Raw genomic sequence first — 18,385 nt, 5'->3', positions numbered from 1 at the left:
ATTGAGCATGAAATATTTCAATATCATGATCATTTGATGAATATTTCATGAAAATTCTTTCGTTTTTGTCATAAAACGTCCTGTTTTTTATTTTTTTACTTATCGTCTCATGACCTTCATAGGTCATCATTTGTGCTGCTATTCTGTTACAATAGCGCCGCATTTTTAAATTCATATAAAAGATCGGGGTTTTCTATGTCTACGCTTGCCACCCTAAAAGCGCTTCTTGCTAAACGCATTCTGATTATTGATGGTGCTATGGGAACTATGATCCAGCGCCATAAATTAGAAGAAGCCGACTACCGTGGTGAGCGTTTTGCCGATTGGGCACATGACTTAAAAGGGAATAATGACCTTTTAGTTTTGACACAACCTCAAATTATTCAAGGCATTCATGAAGCTTATCTTGATGCTGGTGCGGATATTATTGAAACCAACAGCTTTAATGGCACGCGTGTTTCAATGTCTGACTATCACATGGAAGATCTTGTTCCAGAGATTAACCGTGAAGCAGCACGTTTAGCCAAAGCAGCTTGTGAAAAGTATTCAACTCCAGAAAAACCACGTTTTGTTGCTGGTGTACTTGGGCCTACATCGCGTACTTGTTCAATTTCACCGAATGTAAATGACCCTGCTTTTCGTAACATTACCTTTGATGAGTTAAAAGAAAACTACATTGAAGCGACTCATGCACTGATTGAAGGCGGTGTAGATATCATTTTGATTGAAACCGTATTTGATACATTAAACTGTAAAGCAGCGATTTTTGCAGTCAAAGAAGTCTTTAAACAAATTGGTCGTGAATTACCAATTATGATTTCAGGGACAATTACCGATGCATCAGGTCGTACTTTAACAGGTCAGACTGCGGAAGCTTTCTGGAATTCTGTGCGCCATGGTGATTTGCTTTCAATTGGTTTTAACTGTGCCCTTGGTGCAGATGCCATGCGTCCTCACGTAAAAACTATTTCTGATGTCGCAGATACTTTCGTTTCAGCACACCCCAATGCGGGCTTACCAAACGCATTTGGTGGATATGACGAAACACCTGAGCAAACTGCAGCTTTCTTAAAAGAATTTGCTGAAAGCGGTTTAATTAATATTACTGGTGGTTGCTGTGGTACGACACCAGACCATATTCGCGCTATTGCTAATGCAGTAAAAGACATTGCACCTCGCCAAGTACCTGAAACCGTACCTGCTTGTCGCCTAAGTGGTTTAGAGCCATTTAATATTTATGATGACTCTCTCTTTGTAAACGTTGGTGAACGTACTAACGTTACCGGTTCTAAAAAATTCTTACGCCTCATTCGTGAAGAAAACTTTGCAGAAGCTTTAGAGGTTGCACAGCAACAAGTGGAAGCTGGCGCACAGATTATTGATATTAACATGGATGAAGGGATGCTCGATTCGCAAAATGCGATGGTGCATTTCTTAAACCTTGTAGCATCAGAACCTGATATTTCACGTGTGCCAATCATGATTGACTCATCCAAATGGGAAATCATTGAAGCTGGCTTAAAATGCGTACAAGGTAAACCGGTTGTTAACTCCATTTCCTTAAAAGAAGGTTATGACGAGTTTGTCGAAAAAGCCCGCCTCTGCCGTCAATATGGTGCCGCAATTATTGTGATGGCCTTTGATGAAGCTGGACAGGCTGACACTGCTGAACGTAAACGCGAAATCTGTAAGCGTTCATACGACATTTTAGTGAATGAAGTGGGCTTCCCTGCTGAAGATATTATTTTTGACCCGAACGTGTTCGCAGTGGCAACTGGTATTGAAGAACACAACAATTACGCGGTCGATTTTATCGAGGCGACAGGTTGGATTAAACAGAACTTACCACATGCCATGATTTCTGGTGGTGTATCGAACGTTTCGTTCTCGTTCCGTGGTAATGAACCAGTTCGTGAAGCCATTCACTCGGTGTTCTTATACCATGCTATCAAGCAAGGCATGACCATGGGTATTGTGAACGCTGGGCAAATGGCAATTTATGATGATATTCCAGCCGAGCTAAAAGAAGCTGTTGAAGATGTCATATTAAACCAAAACCAAGGTGAATCTGGTCAAGCTGCGACTGAGAAACTGCTTGAAGTAGCAGAAAAATACCGCGGACAAGGCGGCGCAGCTAAAGAAGCCGAGAACCTTGAATGGCGTAATGAGTCGGTTGAAAAACGTCTTGAATATGCCTTGGTTAAAGGTATTACGACTTATATTGACCAAGATACAGAAGAAGCACGCTTAAAATCTAAACGTCCTTTGGATGTGATTGAAGGGCCACTGATGGACGGTATGAACGTTGTCGGTGACTTGTTTGGTTCAGGCAAAATGTTCTTACCGCAGGTTGTGAAATCTGCCCGTGTAATGAAACAAGCTGTAGCATGGCTCAACCCCTACATTGAAGCTGAAAAGTCTGAAGGACAATCTAAAGGTAAAGTCCTAATGGCGACGGTAAAAGGCGACGTACACGATATTGGTAAGAATATTGTAGGCGTGGTACTTGGCTGTAATGGATATGACATTGTTGACCTTGGTGTAATGGTCCCTTGCGAGAAGATCTTACAAACTGCAATTGATGAAAAATGTGACATCATTGGCTTGTCTGGTCTGATCACTCCATCTTTAGATGAAATGGTATTTGTTGCGAAAGAAATGCAACGCAAAGGCTTTAACATTCCTTTATTGATTGGTGGTGCGACGACGTCTAAAGCCCACACGGCAGTAAAAATTGACCCTCAGTATCAGAATGATGCAGTAATTTATGTTGCCGATGCTTCACGTGCTGTAGGTGTTGCTACAACCTTGCTTTCTAAAGACATGCGAGGTGCATTTATTGAAGAGCACCGTGCTGAATATGCCAAAATTCGTGAACGTTTAGCCAACAAACAACCAAAAGCGGCCAAACTGACTTATAAAGAGTCGGTTGAAAATGGTTTTAAAATTGATGAAAGCTACGTGCCACCAAAACCAAATCTTTTAGGAACACAAGTTTTAAAGAATTATCCGCTTGCAACACTCGTGGATTATTTTGACTGGACACCATTCTTTATTTCTTGGAGCTTGGCAGGTAAATTCCCGAAAATTTTAGAAGATGAAGTGGTCGGCGAAGCTGCAACAGATTTGTACAACCAAGCTCAAGCAATGTTGAAAGATATTATCGACAACAACCGTTTTGATGCTCGTGCCGTATTCGGTATGTTCCCTGCTCAGCGCACTGATGCAGACACAGTGAGCGTATTTGATGAAGCGGGGCAAAATGTTACGCATACTTTTGAGCACTTACGCCAGCAATCTGACAAAGTGACAGGTAAACCAAACTTATCTTTAGCAGATTACATTCGTAATGACCGTGAGCAGCAGGACTACTTAGGCGGATTCACTGTATCGATTTTTGGTGCAGAAGAATTGGCAAATGAATACAAAGCCAAAGGTGATGATTACTCTGCAATTTTAGTTCAGTCACTAGCCGACCGTTTTGCAGAAGCTTTTGCCGAACACTTACATGAACGCATTCGTAAAGAGTTCTGGGGTTATAAAGCTGATGAACAGCTTAGTAATGAAGAACTGATTAAAGAGAAATATGTCGGTATTCGCCCTGCACCAGGTTACCCTGCTTGCCCTGAGCACTCTGAAAAGGCAGTGTTGTTTGACTGGTTAGGCTCTACAGATAAAATTGGTACTAAACTGACTGAACACTTTGCAATGATGCCACCATCTTCGGTGAGTGGTTTCTATTATTCTCATCCACAAAGTGAATACTTTAACGTGGGCAAAATCTCTCAAGACCAACTTGAAGATTATGCAAAACGTAAAGGTTGGACACTAGATGAAGCGAAGCGTTGGTTAGCGCCGAATTTAGATGACTCGATTGTTTAAGTTTAAATAGTAATAAAAAATCCCCTCTAGTGAGGGGATTTTTTTATCATATTTAATCAATAATTCCTGGAATATAAATCATTCCATTGAAAACATCTTCACCTAATTTAACATTATTAAATCTAAAAGTTTTTTTATCATTATCCATAGATAAACCTGAACAAGATTTATAGCGATCTCCACAAACTATTTTTTCATTTTCTTTCGTAGTTTCAATTGAAATATGACCATTGAATTCTTGAATTACTTCCAATGGATAAGCTCCTGTTTGCCCTATTAAACTAATAGAATATTTTTTCTGATCATTGACGACATAAGCGAAACCATAATTTTGGCGCAATATAGGATATATTTCTTTATTAATTAAAATATTAGAAGTATTCCTAGGAATATTATATTCCAAATCTAACACTCTAAATTTATTTCGTTCTTTATCAAATAAATTCAAGTTCTGTATATTAATAGATAGTATCTTTTCATTATCTCCCCACGAGATCGACGAAGCAGGAACTAAGCCATAAAAGGAAAAACCTGGTTCATAATTTGTTAAATTATAATTTCGAACTTTAAGTTGTATATCTTTAGAATATTGATTATTATTACTTTCTTTAAATATTTCAATATTCACAATATCATCATCTTTTTTAAAAACAAGTTCATCTACACTACCAATATTTTTATTATTTCCATCTTTATAAATAATAATATCTGAATTCATATCAGATAATTTATATACTTGATTATCTAATTCGAGGATACCTATCCCACTTTTTCTTGGAAATCTATCTTTATTAAAACCCACCCAGTTAGAGGGTATTTTTAATTCTAAGTTACCTGTAATTTTTGCCGTTAAATCTCTTTTTTCTATCCAATCAACTAAATAATTTTTCCATAATTTATTAAAATTATTTTTAAATCTTATATTTAATTGTCTACTATCATTATCAAAACTATATTCCGTATTATCTGAACAGTCTTCATAATTTATACAAAATAAAACACTCATATCATTATATTTATTTATCCAAGCAAGTGAGGCAAAACGTGCCTTATTACTTTCAGCCAAAAGCTGTAATTCACCATAAATAGGAAGGTCCGTTTTATCGGGCTTGTTAAAATAGAGAGTTACATCTGAGCTATTTCCTTGGGCTATTAAGCTATATTCCTCTTCTTTTACATTCAAGTTAACTTTATCATTAAAATTTTCAGCTTCGATTGTAAGCATATTTTTTTCATACTCATTTTCTTCTCTTTTGGACTCCTCCCCACAACCAATTAAAAAAATAGTACTTAATACACTTATTTTGATTAGTTTATAACTCATAAGATCCTCATATTAATTTTTTGTTTTTTAAATCCCTACAGATATTATCATCAATTACAAATATTAATACCATTAAATTCAATTATTTATTTTAAAAAAAGATAAAATCAACCTTCCAAGTCTCTATCATAATTTTTAGTTTTAAAAAATTCGATATTTGAAGCAGCTATGCATGGACTAGGATTTGTTTTGGAAAGTAATTTACTCACTCAAAATTATTTGGACTCAGGAAAGTTGGTTAGAGTTTTTGCAGATGAACTATCGATTCCTATTTCTGCTCATCATTTGGTATATCCTCGAACGCATCAATTTATTCCTAAAATTGAACTGTTTTTAAACTGGATTCATGATGAGTTAGCAGATTGAGAAAGTGATTTCTTAAATGATCTGAATTTCCTCAACTCTTAAGTGATGCATCATCTCTCGAACAAATACAAAGTAGGTAAAAACATAAACCTGATCTGGAGACACTTGGTTTGTGTAGTAGCTTAAACGCTCAATAAAATCATTAAATCCATGCTCAAGCTCAATACGGCTGATTTGCTTTTTAGCACTAAAAAATAACTCACTGAGTTGTGCCATGGCGGTATCAGCCGTAACGGCTACACCACTTATATTGAGATTTCTAAATGGCTGAGATTCTATGATTTCTTCAATAAAATAAATCATCTTTTCAACCGCAAGCTCATCAACAACGCCATTGCTGATACTTTTTGAATTAATAAAACCTAAGCCCTGTTCAAGTTGAATGTGCTGGTTGTCTAAATCAAATGATAAGCCATTAAGAGCAAGTGAAAATTTTAAAACTGAGACAGAATGAGTCATAAAAATAGCTTACCGCTGAGTTTTACTAATAGGATTAGTGCTAGTTTGTTCAATACTTAACATTAAGTGATCGATTATTATTAACACTATATATAATAAAAACCTCTTTAAAAAGACGAAAAATCAATCTTATATTCATGCAATCTAACTATTAAAAAATAGAGTATAAGCATGAAAAAACTAGCAATTTTAGGTGTTACGATTTACAGCTTTGCACAACTGGCAAATGCAGCAACCTTAAATGTAAAGCCATATGGCACGACTCAAGACGGTCAAAAAGTTGAACTCTATACCATGAGCAATAACAAAGGTGTCTCGGTATCTTTTATCAGTTTCGGTGGTGTAATTACCCAGATTTTGACTCCCGATGCACAAGGCAAACAAAATAATATTGTTTTGGGCTTTGATGACTTAAAAGGCTATGAAGTCACTGATACCAAGGAAGGCATTCATTTTGGTGGTTTGATTGGTCGTTATGCGAACCGGATTGGTAATGCTAAATTTAGCTTAGATGGAAAAACGTATAACCTCGAAAAAAATAATGGCCCGAACTCATTACATAGCGGGAATCCTGGTTTTGATAAACGTGTTTGGCAAGTTAAACCTCTCATCTCTCAAGGTGAAACCGTTAAAGCTTCTCTGAAGTTAACCAGTCCAAATGGTGATCAAGGTTTTCCCGGAAAATTAGATGTAGAAGTAATCTACAGTCTTTCAGATCAAAATGAATTTAAGATTGAATATAAAGCCAAAACTGATCAACCGACAGTTGTTAATCTCACCAACCATAGTTATTTCAATTTATCAGGCGCTGGCAATAATCCTTATGGTGTGCTCGATCATATTGTCCAACTCAATGCAGACCGTATATTAGTAACCGATCAAAACTCTTTACCAACAGGTGAAATTGCTTCAGTTACAGGTACGCCTTTTGACTTTCGGAAGCCTAAAGCAATTGTGAAAGATATTCGAGCGAATAATCAGCAACTCGCCTATGGATATGGCTATGACCAAACTTGGGTAATTAATCAAAAGTCTCAAGGGAAATTAAATCTTGCAGCGATTGTGGTTGACCCAAAATCTAAACGGACCATGCAAGTCTTAACCACTGAACCAAGTGTCCAAATGTATACAGCCAATCATTTACTCGGAAATATTGTTGGTGCAAATGGCGTACTCTACCGACAAGCAGATGCGCTAGCATTAGAAACGCAGCACTTTCCAGACAGCCCAAATCAACCGGCTTTCCCGTCTACACGTTTAAACCCAAATCAAACTTATAACAGTGTCACCGTATTTAAGTTTGGTATTCAAAAATAGTTTTTTAATTGGAACTAACGTTATTTAAAAAAGACTCTCAGTTGAATATGGCTGAGAGTCTTTTCATTTATTTAACTTTTGTGTTTGGTAAAAGTGCTGTTGCAAAACCAAGTAATGGCAACAATGAACATAAACCAAATACCCATTCAATACCGTTAATATCCGCTAAATGCCCTAGCCCCGCTGCGGCAATACCACTTACCCCAAACATCAGACCAAACATTAAACCCGCAATCATACCCACACGGCCCGGAACAGCTTCTTGCGCATACACCACCATCGCTGCAAAAGCCGATGACAACACCAAACCAGCAATAATTGAGAAAACCGTTGTCCAAAACAAGTTTGCATACGGCATCATTAATGCAAACGGTGCCATACCAACAAATGAAACCCAAATCACCGCTTTACGGCCAATCTTATCGCCAATTGGACCACCAGCAAATGTACCTACTGCCACAGCCGCCAAAAAGGCAAATAAGTGTAATTGAGCTGTTTGAATGCTGATATGGAACTTTTGAATTAAGTAAAAGGTAAAGTAGTTACTGATGCTCGCAATGTAGGTAAATTTGGCAAACATCAACAAACTAATTGTGCCCAAGGCGATAATGAGCTTACGGCCATGCAATTTAGTATGTGCTTGGGTAGCACGCGCAACTACCTGACTTTTAGCATGACTCACGGTCCAACGGCTTACGCCAAATAAAACCCAAATTGCTAAAAGTGCAAATATCACCAAACCCGCAACTGCATGCTGCCCAAATGGAACAATTAATAACGCTGCTAATAATGGGCCAATCGCAGTACCTGTGTTTCCGCCCACTTGGAAAGTCGACTGAGCTGTACCGAAGCGCCCGCCCGATGCCATTCGTGCTACCCGTGAAGCTTCTGGATGAAAGGTTGCAGACCCTACCCCAATAAGCGCAGATGCACATAACAACACGGCAAAACTTGGCGAAAAGGCTAACAAGATAATGCCGCAGAATGTGACTACCATTCCGAGTGGGAGAAGATACGGTTTTGGATGTTTATCGGTATAAAGTCCAATCCAAGGCTGTAGCAGCGAGCCTGTAATTTGATATACAAACGAGATCAGGCCAACCTCCGCAAAACTCAGCGAAAAGTTTGCTTTTAGCATTGGATAGATAGCTGGTAACACCGCCTGAATTAAATCATTCAGTAAATGTGCAACCGCCACGGCGCCTACAATTTTAATAATCATTCCTTGAGGCTGATCATTTGCAACGGTATTGGCAATACCATCTTTCAATTGTATTGAAGACGTCATACCTGAAAAACTCCAATATTTTTAAATGAGATGCTTATTGTAAATTGTCGCTTATAAAGTTATCTTCCAATAATCATCGTATAAATGACAATTTCTAGGATAATTTATGTCCGATTCTCTTATTCAGTCCGATTTGTCTGAACTGGTGATTGGGCTATCTTCCGAGCATTCTTACCGAGAAATCACCCCAACCCATATGCATACACGTGCGCAGTTTTTATATGCATCTACTGGAACTATTCAGGTTTTCACACCGAATAATGTGTGGATTGTGCCACCCATGTGTGCGTTATGGATTCCAGCACATGTAGAGCACAGTGTGATTTCACTGAGTCACGTGAAGTTAAATACGGCATTGGTTGAAGTAAATGCAGCCGCTCTAATGGGACAACATTGCTTTATTATTCGGGTGAGTAACCTGTTGCATGAACTTTTAATACGTTTAAATGAAATTGAACGAGAGGAAACTCCAAATACAGCAACCTCCCAAGAGCTTTCCCGTTCTTTACAAATTTTGATTTTTGAAGAAATACATCGGGCCAATTTATTGCCTATCCAGATACCGTGGCCGAAAGACAAAAGACTCTTAAAAATTTGCCAAGAGTTATTACATATACCTGACAGTTCAAAAGATTTAACAGATTGGGCTGATGATATTGGCACGAGTTCTAGAACTTTAATGCGTATGTTCCAGAAAGAAACCGGGCTATCTTATCGGGCATGGATACAACAAATGCATATTGCGCTTGCCTTGAGTAAAATCGCGAATGGTGAATCTATTTCTCAAATTTCAGAGTCACTGGGGTATACAAACCCCAGCGCGTTCAGTGCGATGTTTAAGCGACATCTAGGAAAAACACCTCAGCAATTTAGAAGTGCCGCGATGTCGCTATAAGTCTTTTTTTTTGCAGGTAGGTCATGCTTTTCGAGCAAATCATCGAAATCGTGATAAACATGAAGTTCTCTGTCTTTACCAGTTCTCGCATGATCTAGGCGCTGTTCTGGATCGACTAGAACAAGTGTATGTCCATCATCAATTAAACGATCTAAGCCTTCTAAAAACATACGTTTACCCACATCGTGGATAAGTGAAATCTGGGTTAAATCAATGACGATTGTGCTTTGATCAATTGTCTCGTCTTGTAAAATACGCAATAACATTTCAGCTTCAGTAAACTTCAACACACCACGCAGCACATACACACTCAATGATGCATCTTTTCCAGTGCGATAATGGCTTTGTACAATGGTTTGTGCAGAAGGTGTTCCTTCCATGAGGTGTAACCCCATGTCACGAGATAATCGCTCTAAAATATCGATTCCGCGAACACTATGACCATGCTCATCTAGTCGAGGTGAAAAAGCAGCAATACTAACTTGACCCGGCAGCACACCCAAGATACCGCCTGCTACACCACTTTTAGCAGGAATACCTACAGTTGAAAGCCAGTCACCCGCGGCATCATACATACCACAGCTCATCATGACACTAAGTACTTGTCTAACCACTGATCGATTTAGTAAGCGCTTTCCAGTTTTAGGGTCGACTCCACCATTGGCAAGTACACTGCCCATCCGTACCAAATCTTTAACTGTAACCATAATCGCGCATTGGCGAATGTAACCATTCACAATATCGACTGGGTCAGTTTCTAAAATCCCCACTGTTCGCAACATATAACCGATCGAAAGATTACGGTAGGCTGTTTTGACTTCCGAATCATAAACAGACTCATCAAAACTTAATTCGCGGCCTGCAAGCTCGCTCATAAAACGGCGTAGAATTTCTGCGCTGTGCAAACCATGTTTAACCTGAATCAAGGAATGTACAGTAATTGCGCCAGAGTTAATCATTGGATTTTTTGGTCGGCCATCTTTACCCAATGAAATTTCATTAAAGGCTTCCCCTGACGGCTCCACCCCTACTTTCGCGAGTACTGCATCAATGCCAAGTTGTTGCAAAACGTAGGCATATACAAAAGGTTTAGAAATCGATTGTATGGTGAACTCAACATCATCATCGCCGACCGTATAAATTTCCCCATCTACCGTAGACATTGCTAAAGCTAATCGATTTGGGTTTGCATTTGCCAACTCAGGAATATAATCGGCGAGATGACCGCTGTTATCGACGTCACAGGCTTCTATAACATTTGCCAAATAATCTGGGAGAGGGGTTTTCATGGTCAGTAACCTTAAATGAGGAGATTTACAACATCGCGCAAAATTTCAGCACAACCTGCTGATAATATTAAAATTATATCTTTTGTAATGATTTAAATATCACGCTATAAGTATTGTAATTCCTATAACTTCCCCATTTCAAGCTCATTATAGGTTTTTCAAAACTTTAAAGAGATGGTTAGCTTATTCTTTCTACAAACAAGATCCCATTTAAATGATCAATTTCATGTTGAACAATACGAGCAGGAAAACCATGAAAAACGCTTTCAATCGTCTCACCCTGAAGTGTTAAGTATTTCACCTTAACCATTTCTGCGCGTTCAACTTGTCCACGTTCGTCTGGCACACTTAAGCAGCCTTCTTCACCTAAACACACTTCGTTTGAGAACTCTAAAATTTCAGGATTTACCATAACCACAGCATCCATTTCAGGTGCATCCGGATAGCGTGGATTTGGTCGAGATGCCACAATAATGACGCGTTTAGAGATATACACTTGCGGTGCTGCAATCCCAACCCCATTACGTTCAAGCATTGTTGCATGCATAGCGTCAGCAAGCTGATAAAGCCAATTACTGTTTAGCTCATTTGCCGAAACAGGAGCTGCGATCAATTTCAAAATATCTTCACCGCGCTTCGCAACAGGTAAAACTACGCTCATCCTTTGAATCTCTCATTAAACTGGCTATGACAAGTTTTATTGTGTCGCTGAACAGGCCAAAAGAAAAGTCATTCCGACATCTGTTTTTGTTTCATCTAAAGCATTTTTTGTTTTAAAGCTTTTTTAGCTTACTAAGTAAAATCCACACATCCCTATAGAACAAATTTCCTCCATTTACTTTTATTTCACTTTTCCATTAATATCCTAACTTCAATTACAACAATTAAGTAAAAAATGGATCAGGAATTAACTTTGCAGGACGCGAACTACCTCACTAAAGAAGATAAACGAACCCTCGCCCTTTCTTCACTCGGTGGCGCTTTAGAGTTTTACGATTTTGTGATTTATGTATTTTACGCAAAAATCATTTCCGACCTCTTTTTTCCAAGTACGCTTAGTCCGTTTTGGGCCATGCTCAACACTTACGGCATTTTTGCAGCAGGTTACTTTTTCCGCCCTTTAGGTGGGGTTATCATGGCCCATTTTGGTGACTTGGTCGGGCGTAAGAAGCTCTTTTCACTTTCAATTTTGCTGATGGCACTGCCTACCCTATTTATCGGGATTTTGCCCACCTTTGAAAATATCGGATATTTGGCACCGCTACTTTTATTACTTATGCGTGTGGTGCAAGGGATTGCGATTGGGGGGGAAATTCCAGCTGCATGGACCTTTGTATCGGAACACGTCCCTGAAAGAAAAATCGGACTGGCAAATGGGTTACTCACAGCTGGGCTGTCTTTAGGAATTTTACTAGGTGCACTGATGTCTTTATGGATTTCACTGAATTTTAGTGAAGCACAAATCCATGACTGGGCTTGGCGTATACCTTTTATTACAGGTGGTATTTTTGGTCTAGTTGCACTTTATTTAAGAACGTATTTAAAAGAAACACCTGTATTTAAAGCCATGCAGGCACGTAAAGAAATTTCAAAAGAAATGCCTGTAAAACAAGTCTTAAAAACGCATAAAACAGCCGTTGCGATTGGCATGTTATTTACATGGTTTTTAACGGGCTGTGTGGTGGTAGTGATTTTAGCCATGCCAAATTTGTTGATTGGTTCATTTGGTTTTGATCGTGCACAGACTTTTGAAATGCAAAGTGCAGCCATTATCATGCAAATGGTCGGCTGTATTTTGGCAGGTTATTTTGCTGACCGTTTTGGTTGTGGCAAAGTCATGATGATCGGTGCGCTTGCTGTGGCACTTACAGCGGCAGTTTTTTATCACAGTTTAGGTCATGCCGCACATTCAACCATTTTTGGTTTATATATGTTGCTGGGTCTATGCTCAGGTACTGTCGGCATGGTGTCGAGCAGTATGGTTAAAATGTTCCCCGCGCCAGTTCGCTTCTCTGGCATTTCATTTTCTTATAATTTGTCTTATGCAATTGTTGGTGGTATGACCCTACCTTTAGTACATTGGCTCAGTCAATACAGTGATATTGGTGCGATGTATTATATTTTCACGCTAACAATTTTGGCCTTTATAACTGCCTTTATGTTTTGGAATAAGTTTGAAAAAAACAGGTATTAAAAATTTTCACTTATTAAATAAAAAACCACGCCGATTGCGTGGTTTTTTAATATTGCTTACTTTAGAAAGTAAACCCGATATTAAAGTTAATACGGTATAGCCACTTATCACTGTTAGGTGAAGTGGCAGAGGTATACCCTGTTGAGTTGGTCGAGCCACCAATAATATTGGAGTTTTTACCCCACGTATAATCTGCCCAAACCATAAACGGTGAAGCAATAAACATCATGCCTGTAGTGTTCATTTGCGAATCTGACCAATCATCACGTTTTTTATCGAGATAACTATAGTCATTATAAAACTTAATGGCTTTTAGCTTGCCCATATTGGTCACAGGTAAGGTATAAGCAAGGTTTAAACTGGCAATCGTACCCTCTGAAGCAATGAAATAGGCAGGTGTAAAGCCATTATTACCCATTAAAGTCATGTCATTATTTACACCATCTGGGTTTTTAGCATCATATTGATAGTGAATGACCGAACTTTGTAAATTAAAGCGATTGTAGTTGTTTTCGGTATGCAAACCGACTGCATAATACTTGCCGTCTTTATCAGTCACTTTGTTATGTAACTGTGCAATCGCGCCAGAAACACCAAACTCCTGTTTACCAAAATCGGTTTCTAACTTGCGAACAATGCGGGTATTGATCTGATTACGCTTTTCATTTTGATAGGCTTTTTGAGATGGAAATGCATTTCCTGCCAAATCATCATAAGTTGCACTCTCAGGTGAATAACGCAAGTTGGTCTCTAACATTTGCGGGTAGTAACCGAGTTTTACATCCCAATCTTTGTCGTGATAATTCCAGTTAAGTCCCGGCGCAATGTTATTTCCATACCCTAAAAAGAATGGAATGTGATAGGTCCAGCCATTTTGCGGATAGGGATAAATTGTAAAAGGTTTATAAACCAGACCTGCTTCAATGCTGTTATTGGCATTTAAGTTATAGCCAACGTATGCCTTTTCAATAGATGTTTTCTGCTGATCTTGAAATAGATAGCTGGCGTTGATGTAAGCATCATCAAACTTACCTTTTAAATCGACTCTGAAAATATCAAAATAGAGCTTACCGAAACCGCGGTTTGGGCCTTCCCAATCTTCATAGCGCTGATTTAACCGAACCACCCCACCTAACTTTAATGAGTCGGTGCCGTCATCACTTTTCCATTCAAGCAATGAGTCTTTTGCAAATGCATTGACGCTTACCCCCAGCGTAAGCTGCGCAATGAATGCCATGATCAATGAAGTCTTTTTCATCTCTACATCCTTGATTGAGTTCCAGCATCCTGCTGGAACTTTATTTGTTTTACCTGTAAAACTTCGTTTTTATTGTTTTTTAGACAAAAAAATTTATCTAAAAAAAGGATGGTTTAGCAGCTCCCATCGCATATGTACTAAACCATCCAAACTGGTTAATACAGTTTCTTTTGCGGTGGACCCGCGAAGTTTAATGGTCCAATCGAGTTCATATCGAGCTCAATCACGGTTGGCCCTTCAAAAGCAACAGCTTCTTGAATAACCGTTTTAAACTCTTCTGCACTACCGACTTTCCAGCTTTTCACACCCATTGATTCGCCAAGAAGTTTATAGTCTGGAGTATGCAGTTCATTGAAATACTGACGGCCACCAAAGTAGTTATTTTGAATGCCACGCATTACGCCATAACCACCGTCATTCATAATCATTAAGACCATATTGGTGTTTTCTTGCACCATAGTTGCAATTTCACCAATACCAAGCATTAAGCCGCCATCGCCGACTAAACCAATTACTTTTTTGTCAGGGTTAGCAATCGAAGCACCAATTGCTGTTGCAAGACCTAAACCAATTGCACCAGCGAGTGAGTGGATGTTTTGGTTTGGCGCTTGTACTGGGAATAAACGACTACCCCATGTACTACCCGACATAGTGATGTCACGTACAAAAATACCGTCTTGCGGTAAAGCTGCACGTAAGTGATCACAAATTAAAGCGTATTGGTCGATTTGCTTACGCAGCGCATCAATTGCAGCCTGTTTAGCCGCTACTACAGCAGCATCGTAATCGGCATCAACTTTTGAAGTTCCTTGAAGCTGCTCTAACACACGTGTTAAGACATCTTTGGCATCGCCACAAATGAAGTTACGAATTTTATAATTACGTTGCTGAGCCACTGGGTTGGCATCTACCTGAATAATGTTTTCAGGGAATTCAACCGAATAAGTTTTGGTTTCATTACTACGTAAACGAGAACCCACCACAACCATTAAGTCAGCATCTTTTAATAATTGCTCAACACCTGCCGAATTATGGAAAGCACCTAAACTACGTGGATGATCATCTGGCAACACCCCACGAGCATGAGTCGATGAAACAACCGGAATACCTAAATCTGCAATTGCTTTCACTTCTGCAACGCTATTTAAAGTTCCACCGCCAATCCAGAAAATCGGACGTTTTGCTTTTTTAATTTCGTTTACCAGAAGATCGATTTCAGCTTGCTCTGCCTGTGGCAACTCAAGTGCTTTCACTGGCCCAAGGTTAAGTGGCAAATCAATCTCTGCTGCTTGTACATCAATGGGTAGCTCAACACTTACTGGTCCCATTGGAACAGTGGTTGCGACACGAATAGCCTCACGAATCACGCCAACAGCATTGTCTGGACTGGTAATACGAAACGCCGCTTTGCTCGATGCTCGTAAGAATGTAAGTTGGTCTTTAGTTTCATGAATGAAGCTTGCATCACGGTCGAGATATTCACGCTCAACCTGACCAGTTAAATGCAATACAGGACTACCCGCATTCATTGCTTCAATCAGTGAACCCACCGCATTACCTGCCCCAGCACCCGTACTGGTCAGCGCTACACCTAAGCCTTTAAAACGTGAGTGTGCATCTGCCATGGTGACTGCACCCGCTTCACCACGCGCTGCGACAAAGCGCATTTTTTCACGGCGCCCTACTGCATCGGCAATAGGTAAATTGTGGATGGAAATAACACCATAAATACTATCAACTTGGTGCGCTTCTAATACTCTTGCGATTGCTTCGCCTACATTTACACGTTCAGTCATGTCTGTTCCTCAAAATTTGTTTTCAGTCCTTGAATTTATTAATCGCACCAAGGGTTAGGCTGTTCATTCAACCCCATATAAATACTCTTTTGTTGCATGTACGATAAAATGCCCAAACGGCCTTTTTCGCGCCCAATCCCACTGTCTTTAAAGCCACCAAACGGCGCACTAATCGAGAATTTTTTGTAGGTATTAATCCATACCGTTCCCACGTCTAAAGCACGTGCAATGCGCCAAGCTTTGCGATAGCTTTCAGTCCAAATACCTGCGGCAAGTCCAAAACAACTGTCATTGGCTTGGGCAATTAAATCTTGCTCATTGTCATATTTCATAACGACCAAAACAGGGCCAAAAATTTCTTCCTGACAGGTTTGAGCACTGTTATTTAAGCCCGTGATAATCGTTGGTAAGTAATAACTTCCTTTGGCATAGTCACCAGTGGTAAGTGCCTCACCACCAATCAGAACTTGACCACCTTCGCTTTTGGCAAGCTGTACATAGCGATCAACTGACTGCAAATGCTTGTCATTGACCAGTGGTCCTAAATGCACACCAGCTTGTTCTGGATGACCCACACGTAAGCCTTTAGTAATTTGAACCAAACGCGTTAAAAACTGATCGTAAAGACTGCTATGAATAAATAAGCGAGAACCTGCGATACACGCTTGGCCTGCCGAGCTAAAAATACCGTACGCGACACCTTTAGCTGCCAGTTCGACATCTGCATCCGGTAAAACGATGGTTGGTGACTTACCACCTAACTCAAGCGAAGTGGTAATGAGTTTATCTGCGGCAATGTGTGCCAAATGACGACCCGTGGTTGTTCCACCTGTAAAAGAAATTTTACGAACCAATGGGTGCTGAGCAATTGCATCACCAATCACAGAACCGCGCCCAACTAGCACGCTGAGTAAGCCTTTTGGTAAACCTGCTTCTTCAAAAATTTTGGCAAGCTCTAAAGCAATCAGTGAAGTTGCTTCTGCTGGTTTTAACACCACGGCATTTCCTGCTGCCAAAGCTGGAGCAAGCTTTTGAACTTCACTCGCAATTGGAGAGTTCCAAGGGGTAATGGCTGCCACAACGCCCACTGGTTCATGCACACTCATGGTCATAAAGTCTGGAGCACGCTGAGTGGTGAGCTCATCGTTCAATGTTTCACATGCCGCAGCAACATAACGTGCAGTTGCCGCCGCGCTCATCACCAAGCCACGAGTTTCGGTTAAAGGCTTACCATTATCACGTGTTTGTAATTTCGCTAACTCATCTACACGCGCTTCAATAATGTCTGCAACTTTGTAAAGAATACGTGCGCGCTCATGCGGCAAACTGTTTTTCCAGCTCGGTTCACGCCACGCCTGATCTGCTTTTTCAATTGCTTCATTTACATCTTCAAGCGTTGCTGTTGAAAGCTCAGCGTTTACCGACTGATCTGCCGGAAACAGGCTTTGAATGACTGCACCACGGCCTAATCGCCATTCACCCGCAATATAAATTTCCTTTGCCATGATCAAATCCTTCTTAAATCTGTATTGCTTCTACACTATTGCGACAAGCACGAATCACGCTAAGCGCAGCCAAAGTTGATGTTTTCGGGTTACTTGGCAACGGCACGCCCACCAGTTCAATGGTCATTTGTCCAAAACCACCTTCTGCCACAATGGTGTGTTTGTTTTTGTTGATAGTTGGATCAACAGTTAACTCAACCATGGTTTCATCCATTCCAAGCCCTGCAAGTGCAATGGTTGCTGCAACGTTGGCATTGGCCGGAAATTTCATGGCAGCTTCACGAGCAGTTCCTGTAAAAAAGACCGTAGGTTCTGAAACATGGTCTAAATCGACCAATTGTTCTGCATAACTGCCCTTCCAGCTTTTTGGACTTTTACAACCCTTGTAAGTGACCTTTTGCAAGCCACCTTCTTTAGCCGCCGAAATACCGTCAATACCGGCGATAGCCCCTGCAAGTAAATGCAGATGGGCATCATTTTTTTCGGCAGTTTGCTTAAGCTGCACCAGAAACTCGCTATCAGCCAAAGTACCCACCGAAATCAGACCAATGGTCCAGCCTTTCGCTAAAACTTTTTGAGCATGCTCTTTTACTGCTGCTTGACCTGCCACCTCAATGACATAGTCTGGCGTACCATCACATTGCTCAATATCTGAAATCACTTGAATGTCAGAAGAGACTTGTGACTGCACTTTTTCAATGCTGCGAGATGGCACTACAATCCACTTGAGTTGCAGATCTTGAGGCAAGTGGGCATACACTTCTGCTGCCATTGCGCCAAAACCAATCATCATCAACTTTTTCATGACAGCA

At 40.0% G+C, this 18,385-nt stretch carries 13 protein-coding genes and 1 pseudogene; 5 read left to right on the top strand and 9 right to left on the bottom strand.

What is annotated here, in order from left to right; all coding sequences use genetic code 11:
• Positions 1-195: 195 nt before the first annotated feature.
• Positions 196-3,882 (top strand): methionine synthase, encoded by a 3,687-nt coding sequence (gene metH / locus J678_RS11720; RefSeq protein ID WP_017393348.1) that lies wholly within the window; start codon positions 196-198, stop codon positions 3,880-3,882.
• A 52-nt stretch (positions 3,883-3,934) separates the two neighbouring features.
• Here metH and J678_RS11715 read toward each other — a convergent pair whose 3' ends face one another.
• Positions 3,935-5,206, bottom strand: a complete 1,272-nt coding sequence (locus tag J678_RS11715) for a hypothetical protein (protein WP_017393347.1) — start codon at positions 5,204-5,206, stop codon at positions 3,935-3,937.
• A 159-nt stretch (positions 5,207-5,365) separates the two neighbouring features.
• On the opposite strand from J678_RS11715, the pseudogene J678_RS11710 reads away from it, so the two are divergent.
• Positions 5,366-5,572 (top strand): annotated as a pseudogene (locus J678_RS11710) (LysR substrate-binding domain-containing protein); the annotation flags it as partial.
• 12 nt (positions 5,573-5,584) lie between these two features.
• On the opposite strand, the gene J678_RS11705 reads toward J678_RS11710, so the two are convergent.
• Positions 5,585-6,031: a hypothetical protein gene (locus J678_RS11705; protein WP_017393346.1), complete on the bottom strand. Its 447-nt coding sequence runs from the start codon at positions 6,029-6,031 to the stop codon at positions 5,585-5,587.
• Positions 6,032-6,202: 171 nt separating this feature from the next.
• Here J678_RS11705 and J678_RS11700 point away from each other — a divergent pair, with 171 nt between their 5' ends.
• On the top strand, positions 6,203-7,348 hold the full coding sequence (locus J678_RS11700; RefSeq protein ID WP_017393345.1) for an aldose epimerase family protein: 1,146 nt from the start codon (positions 6,203-6,205) through the stop codon (positions 7,346-7,348).
• A gap of 67 nt (positions 7,349-7,415) precedes the next feature.
• Here the strand turns inward: J678_RS11700 and J678_RS11695 are convergent, their stop codons facing one another.
• Positions 7,416-8,636 carry an MFS transporter gene (locus J678_RS11695; RefSeq protein WP_016804076.1) on the bottom strand — a complete coding sequence of 407 codons (1,221 nt, stop codon included), beginning with the start codon at positions 8,634-8,636 and terminating at the stop codon, positions 7,416-7,418.
• Positions 8,637-8,742: 106 nt separating this feature from the next.
• Here J678_RS11695 and J678_RS11690 point away from each other — a divergent pair, with 106 nt between their 5' ends.
• Positions 8,743-9,531 (top strand): AraC family transcriptional regulator, encoded by a 789-nt coding sequence (locus tag J678_RS11690; RefSeq protein ID WP_017393344.1) that lies wholly within the window; start codon positions 8,743-8,745, stop codon positions 9,529-9,531.
• On the opposite strand, the gene J678_RS11685 is transcribed toward J678_RS11690, so the two are convergent.
• Together J678_RS11685 and def are read right to left on the bottom strand one after the other, a co-directional pair.
• Positions 9,498-10,820, bottom strand: a complete 1,323-nt coding sequence (locus J678_RS11685; protein ID WP_017393343.1) for a glutaminase — start codon at positions 10,818-10,820, stop codon at positions 9,498-9,500. The two genes, J678_RS11690 and J678_RS11685, sit on opposite strands and share 34 nt — an antisense overlap.
• A 178-nt stretch (positions 10,821-10,998) precedes the next feature.
• On the bottom strand, positions 10,999-11,481 hold the full coding sequence (gene def / locus J678_RS11680; RefSeq protein ID WP_004710118.1) for a peptide deformylase: 483 nt from the start codon (positions 11,479-11,481) through the stop codon (positions 10,999-11,001).
• Positions 11,482-11,715: 234 nt separating this feature from the next.
• On the opposite strand from def, the gene J678_RS11675 reads away from it, so the two are divergent.
• The gene (locus J678_RS11675) at positions 11,716-13,014 is read left to right on the top strand and encodes an MFS transporter (RefSeq protein WP_017393342.1); all 1,299 of its coding nucleotides are present in this window, start codon (positions 11,716-11,718) and stop codon (positions 13,012-13,014) included.
• A 61-nt stretch (positions 13,015-13,075) separates the two neighbouring features.
• Here J678_RS11675 and J678_RS11670 read toward each other — a convergent pair whose 3' ends face one another.
• The 4 genes from J678_RS11670 to J678_RS11655 form a co-directional block, all read right to left on the bottom strand.
• On the bottom strand, positions 13,076-14,272 hold the full coding sequence (locus J678_RS11670; protein ID WP_004710123.1) for a hypothetical protein: 1,197 nt from the start codon (positions 14,270-14,272) through the stop codon (positions 13,076-13,078).
• 155 nt (positions 14,273-14,427) lie between these two features.
• Positions 14,428-16,068, bottom strand: coding sequence for a thiamine pyrophosphate-binding protein (locus J678_RS11665; protein ID WP_017393341.1), 1,641 nt, complete (start codon positions 16,066-16,068; stop codon positions 14,428-14,430).
• A 38-nt stretch (positions 16,069-16,106) separates the two neighbouring features.
• Positions 16,107-17,573, bottom strand: a complete 1,467-nt coding sequence (locus J678_RS11660; protein ID WP_017393340.1) for an aldehyde dehydrogenase — start codon at positions 17,571-17,573, stop codon at positions 16,107-16,109.
• A gap of 13 nt (positions 17,574-17,586) precedes the next feature.
• Positions 17,587-18,378: an aspartate dehydrogenase gene (locus tag J678_RS11655; protein WP_000735778.1), complete on the bottom strand. Its 792-nt coding sequence runs from the start codon at positions 18,376-18,378 to the stop codon at positions 17,587-17,589.
• Positions 18,379-18,385: the final 7 nt, after the last annotated feature.

Origin of the sequence: Acinetobacter sp. 1424608 (genome assembly GCF_000588255.1) — a bacterium.
Taxonomy (GTDB): Bacteria; Pseudomonadota; Gammaproteobacteria; order Pseudomonadales; family Moraxellaceae; genus Acinetobacter; species Acinetobacter nosocomialis.
This window is presented reverse-complemented; position numbering and strand designations above follow the sequence as displayed.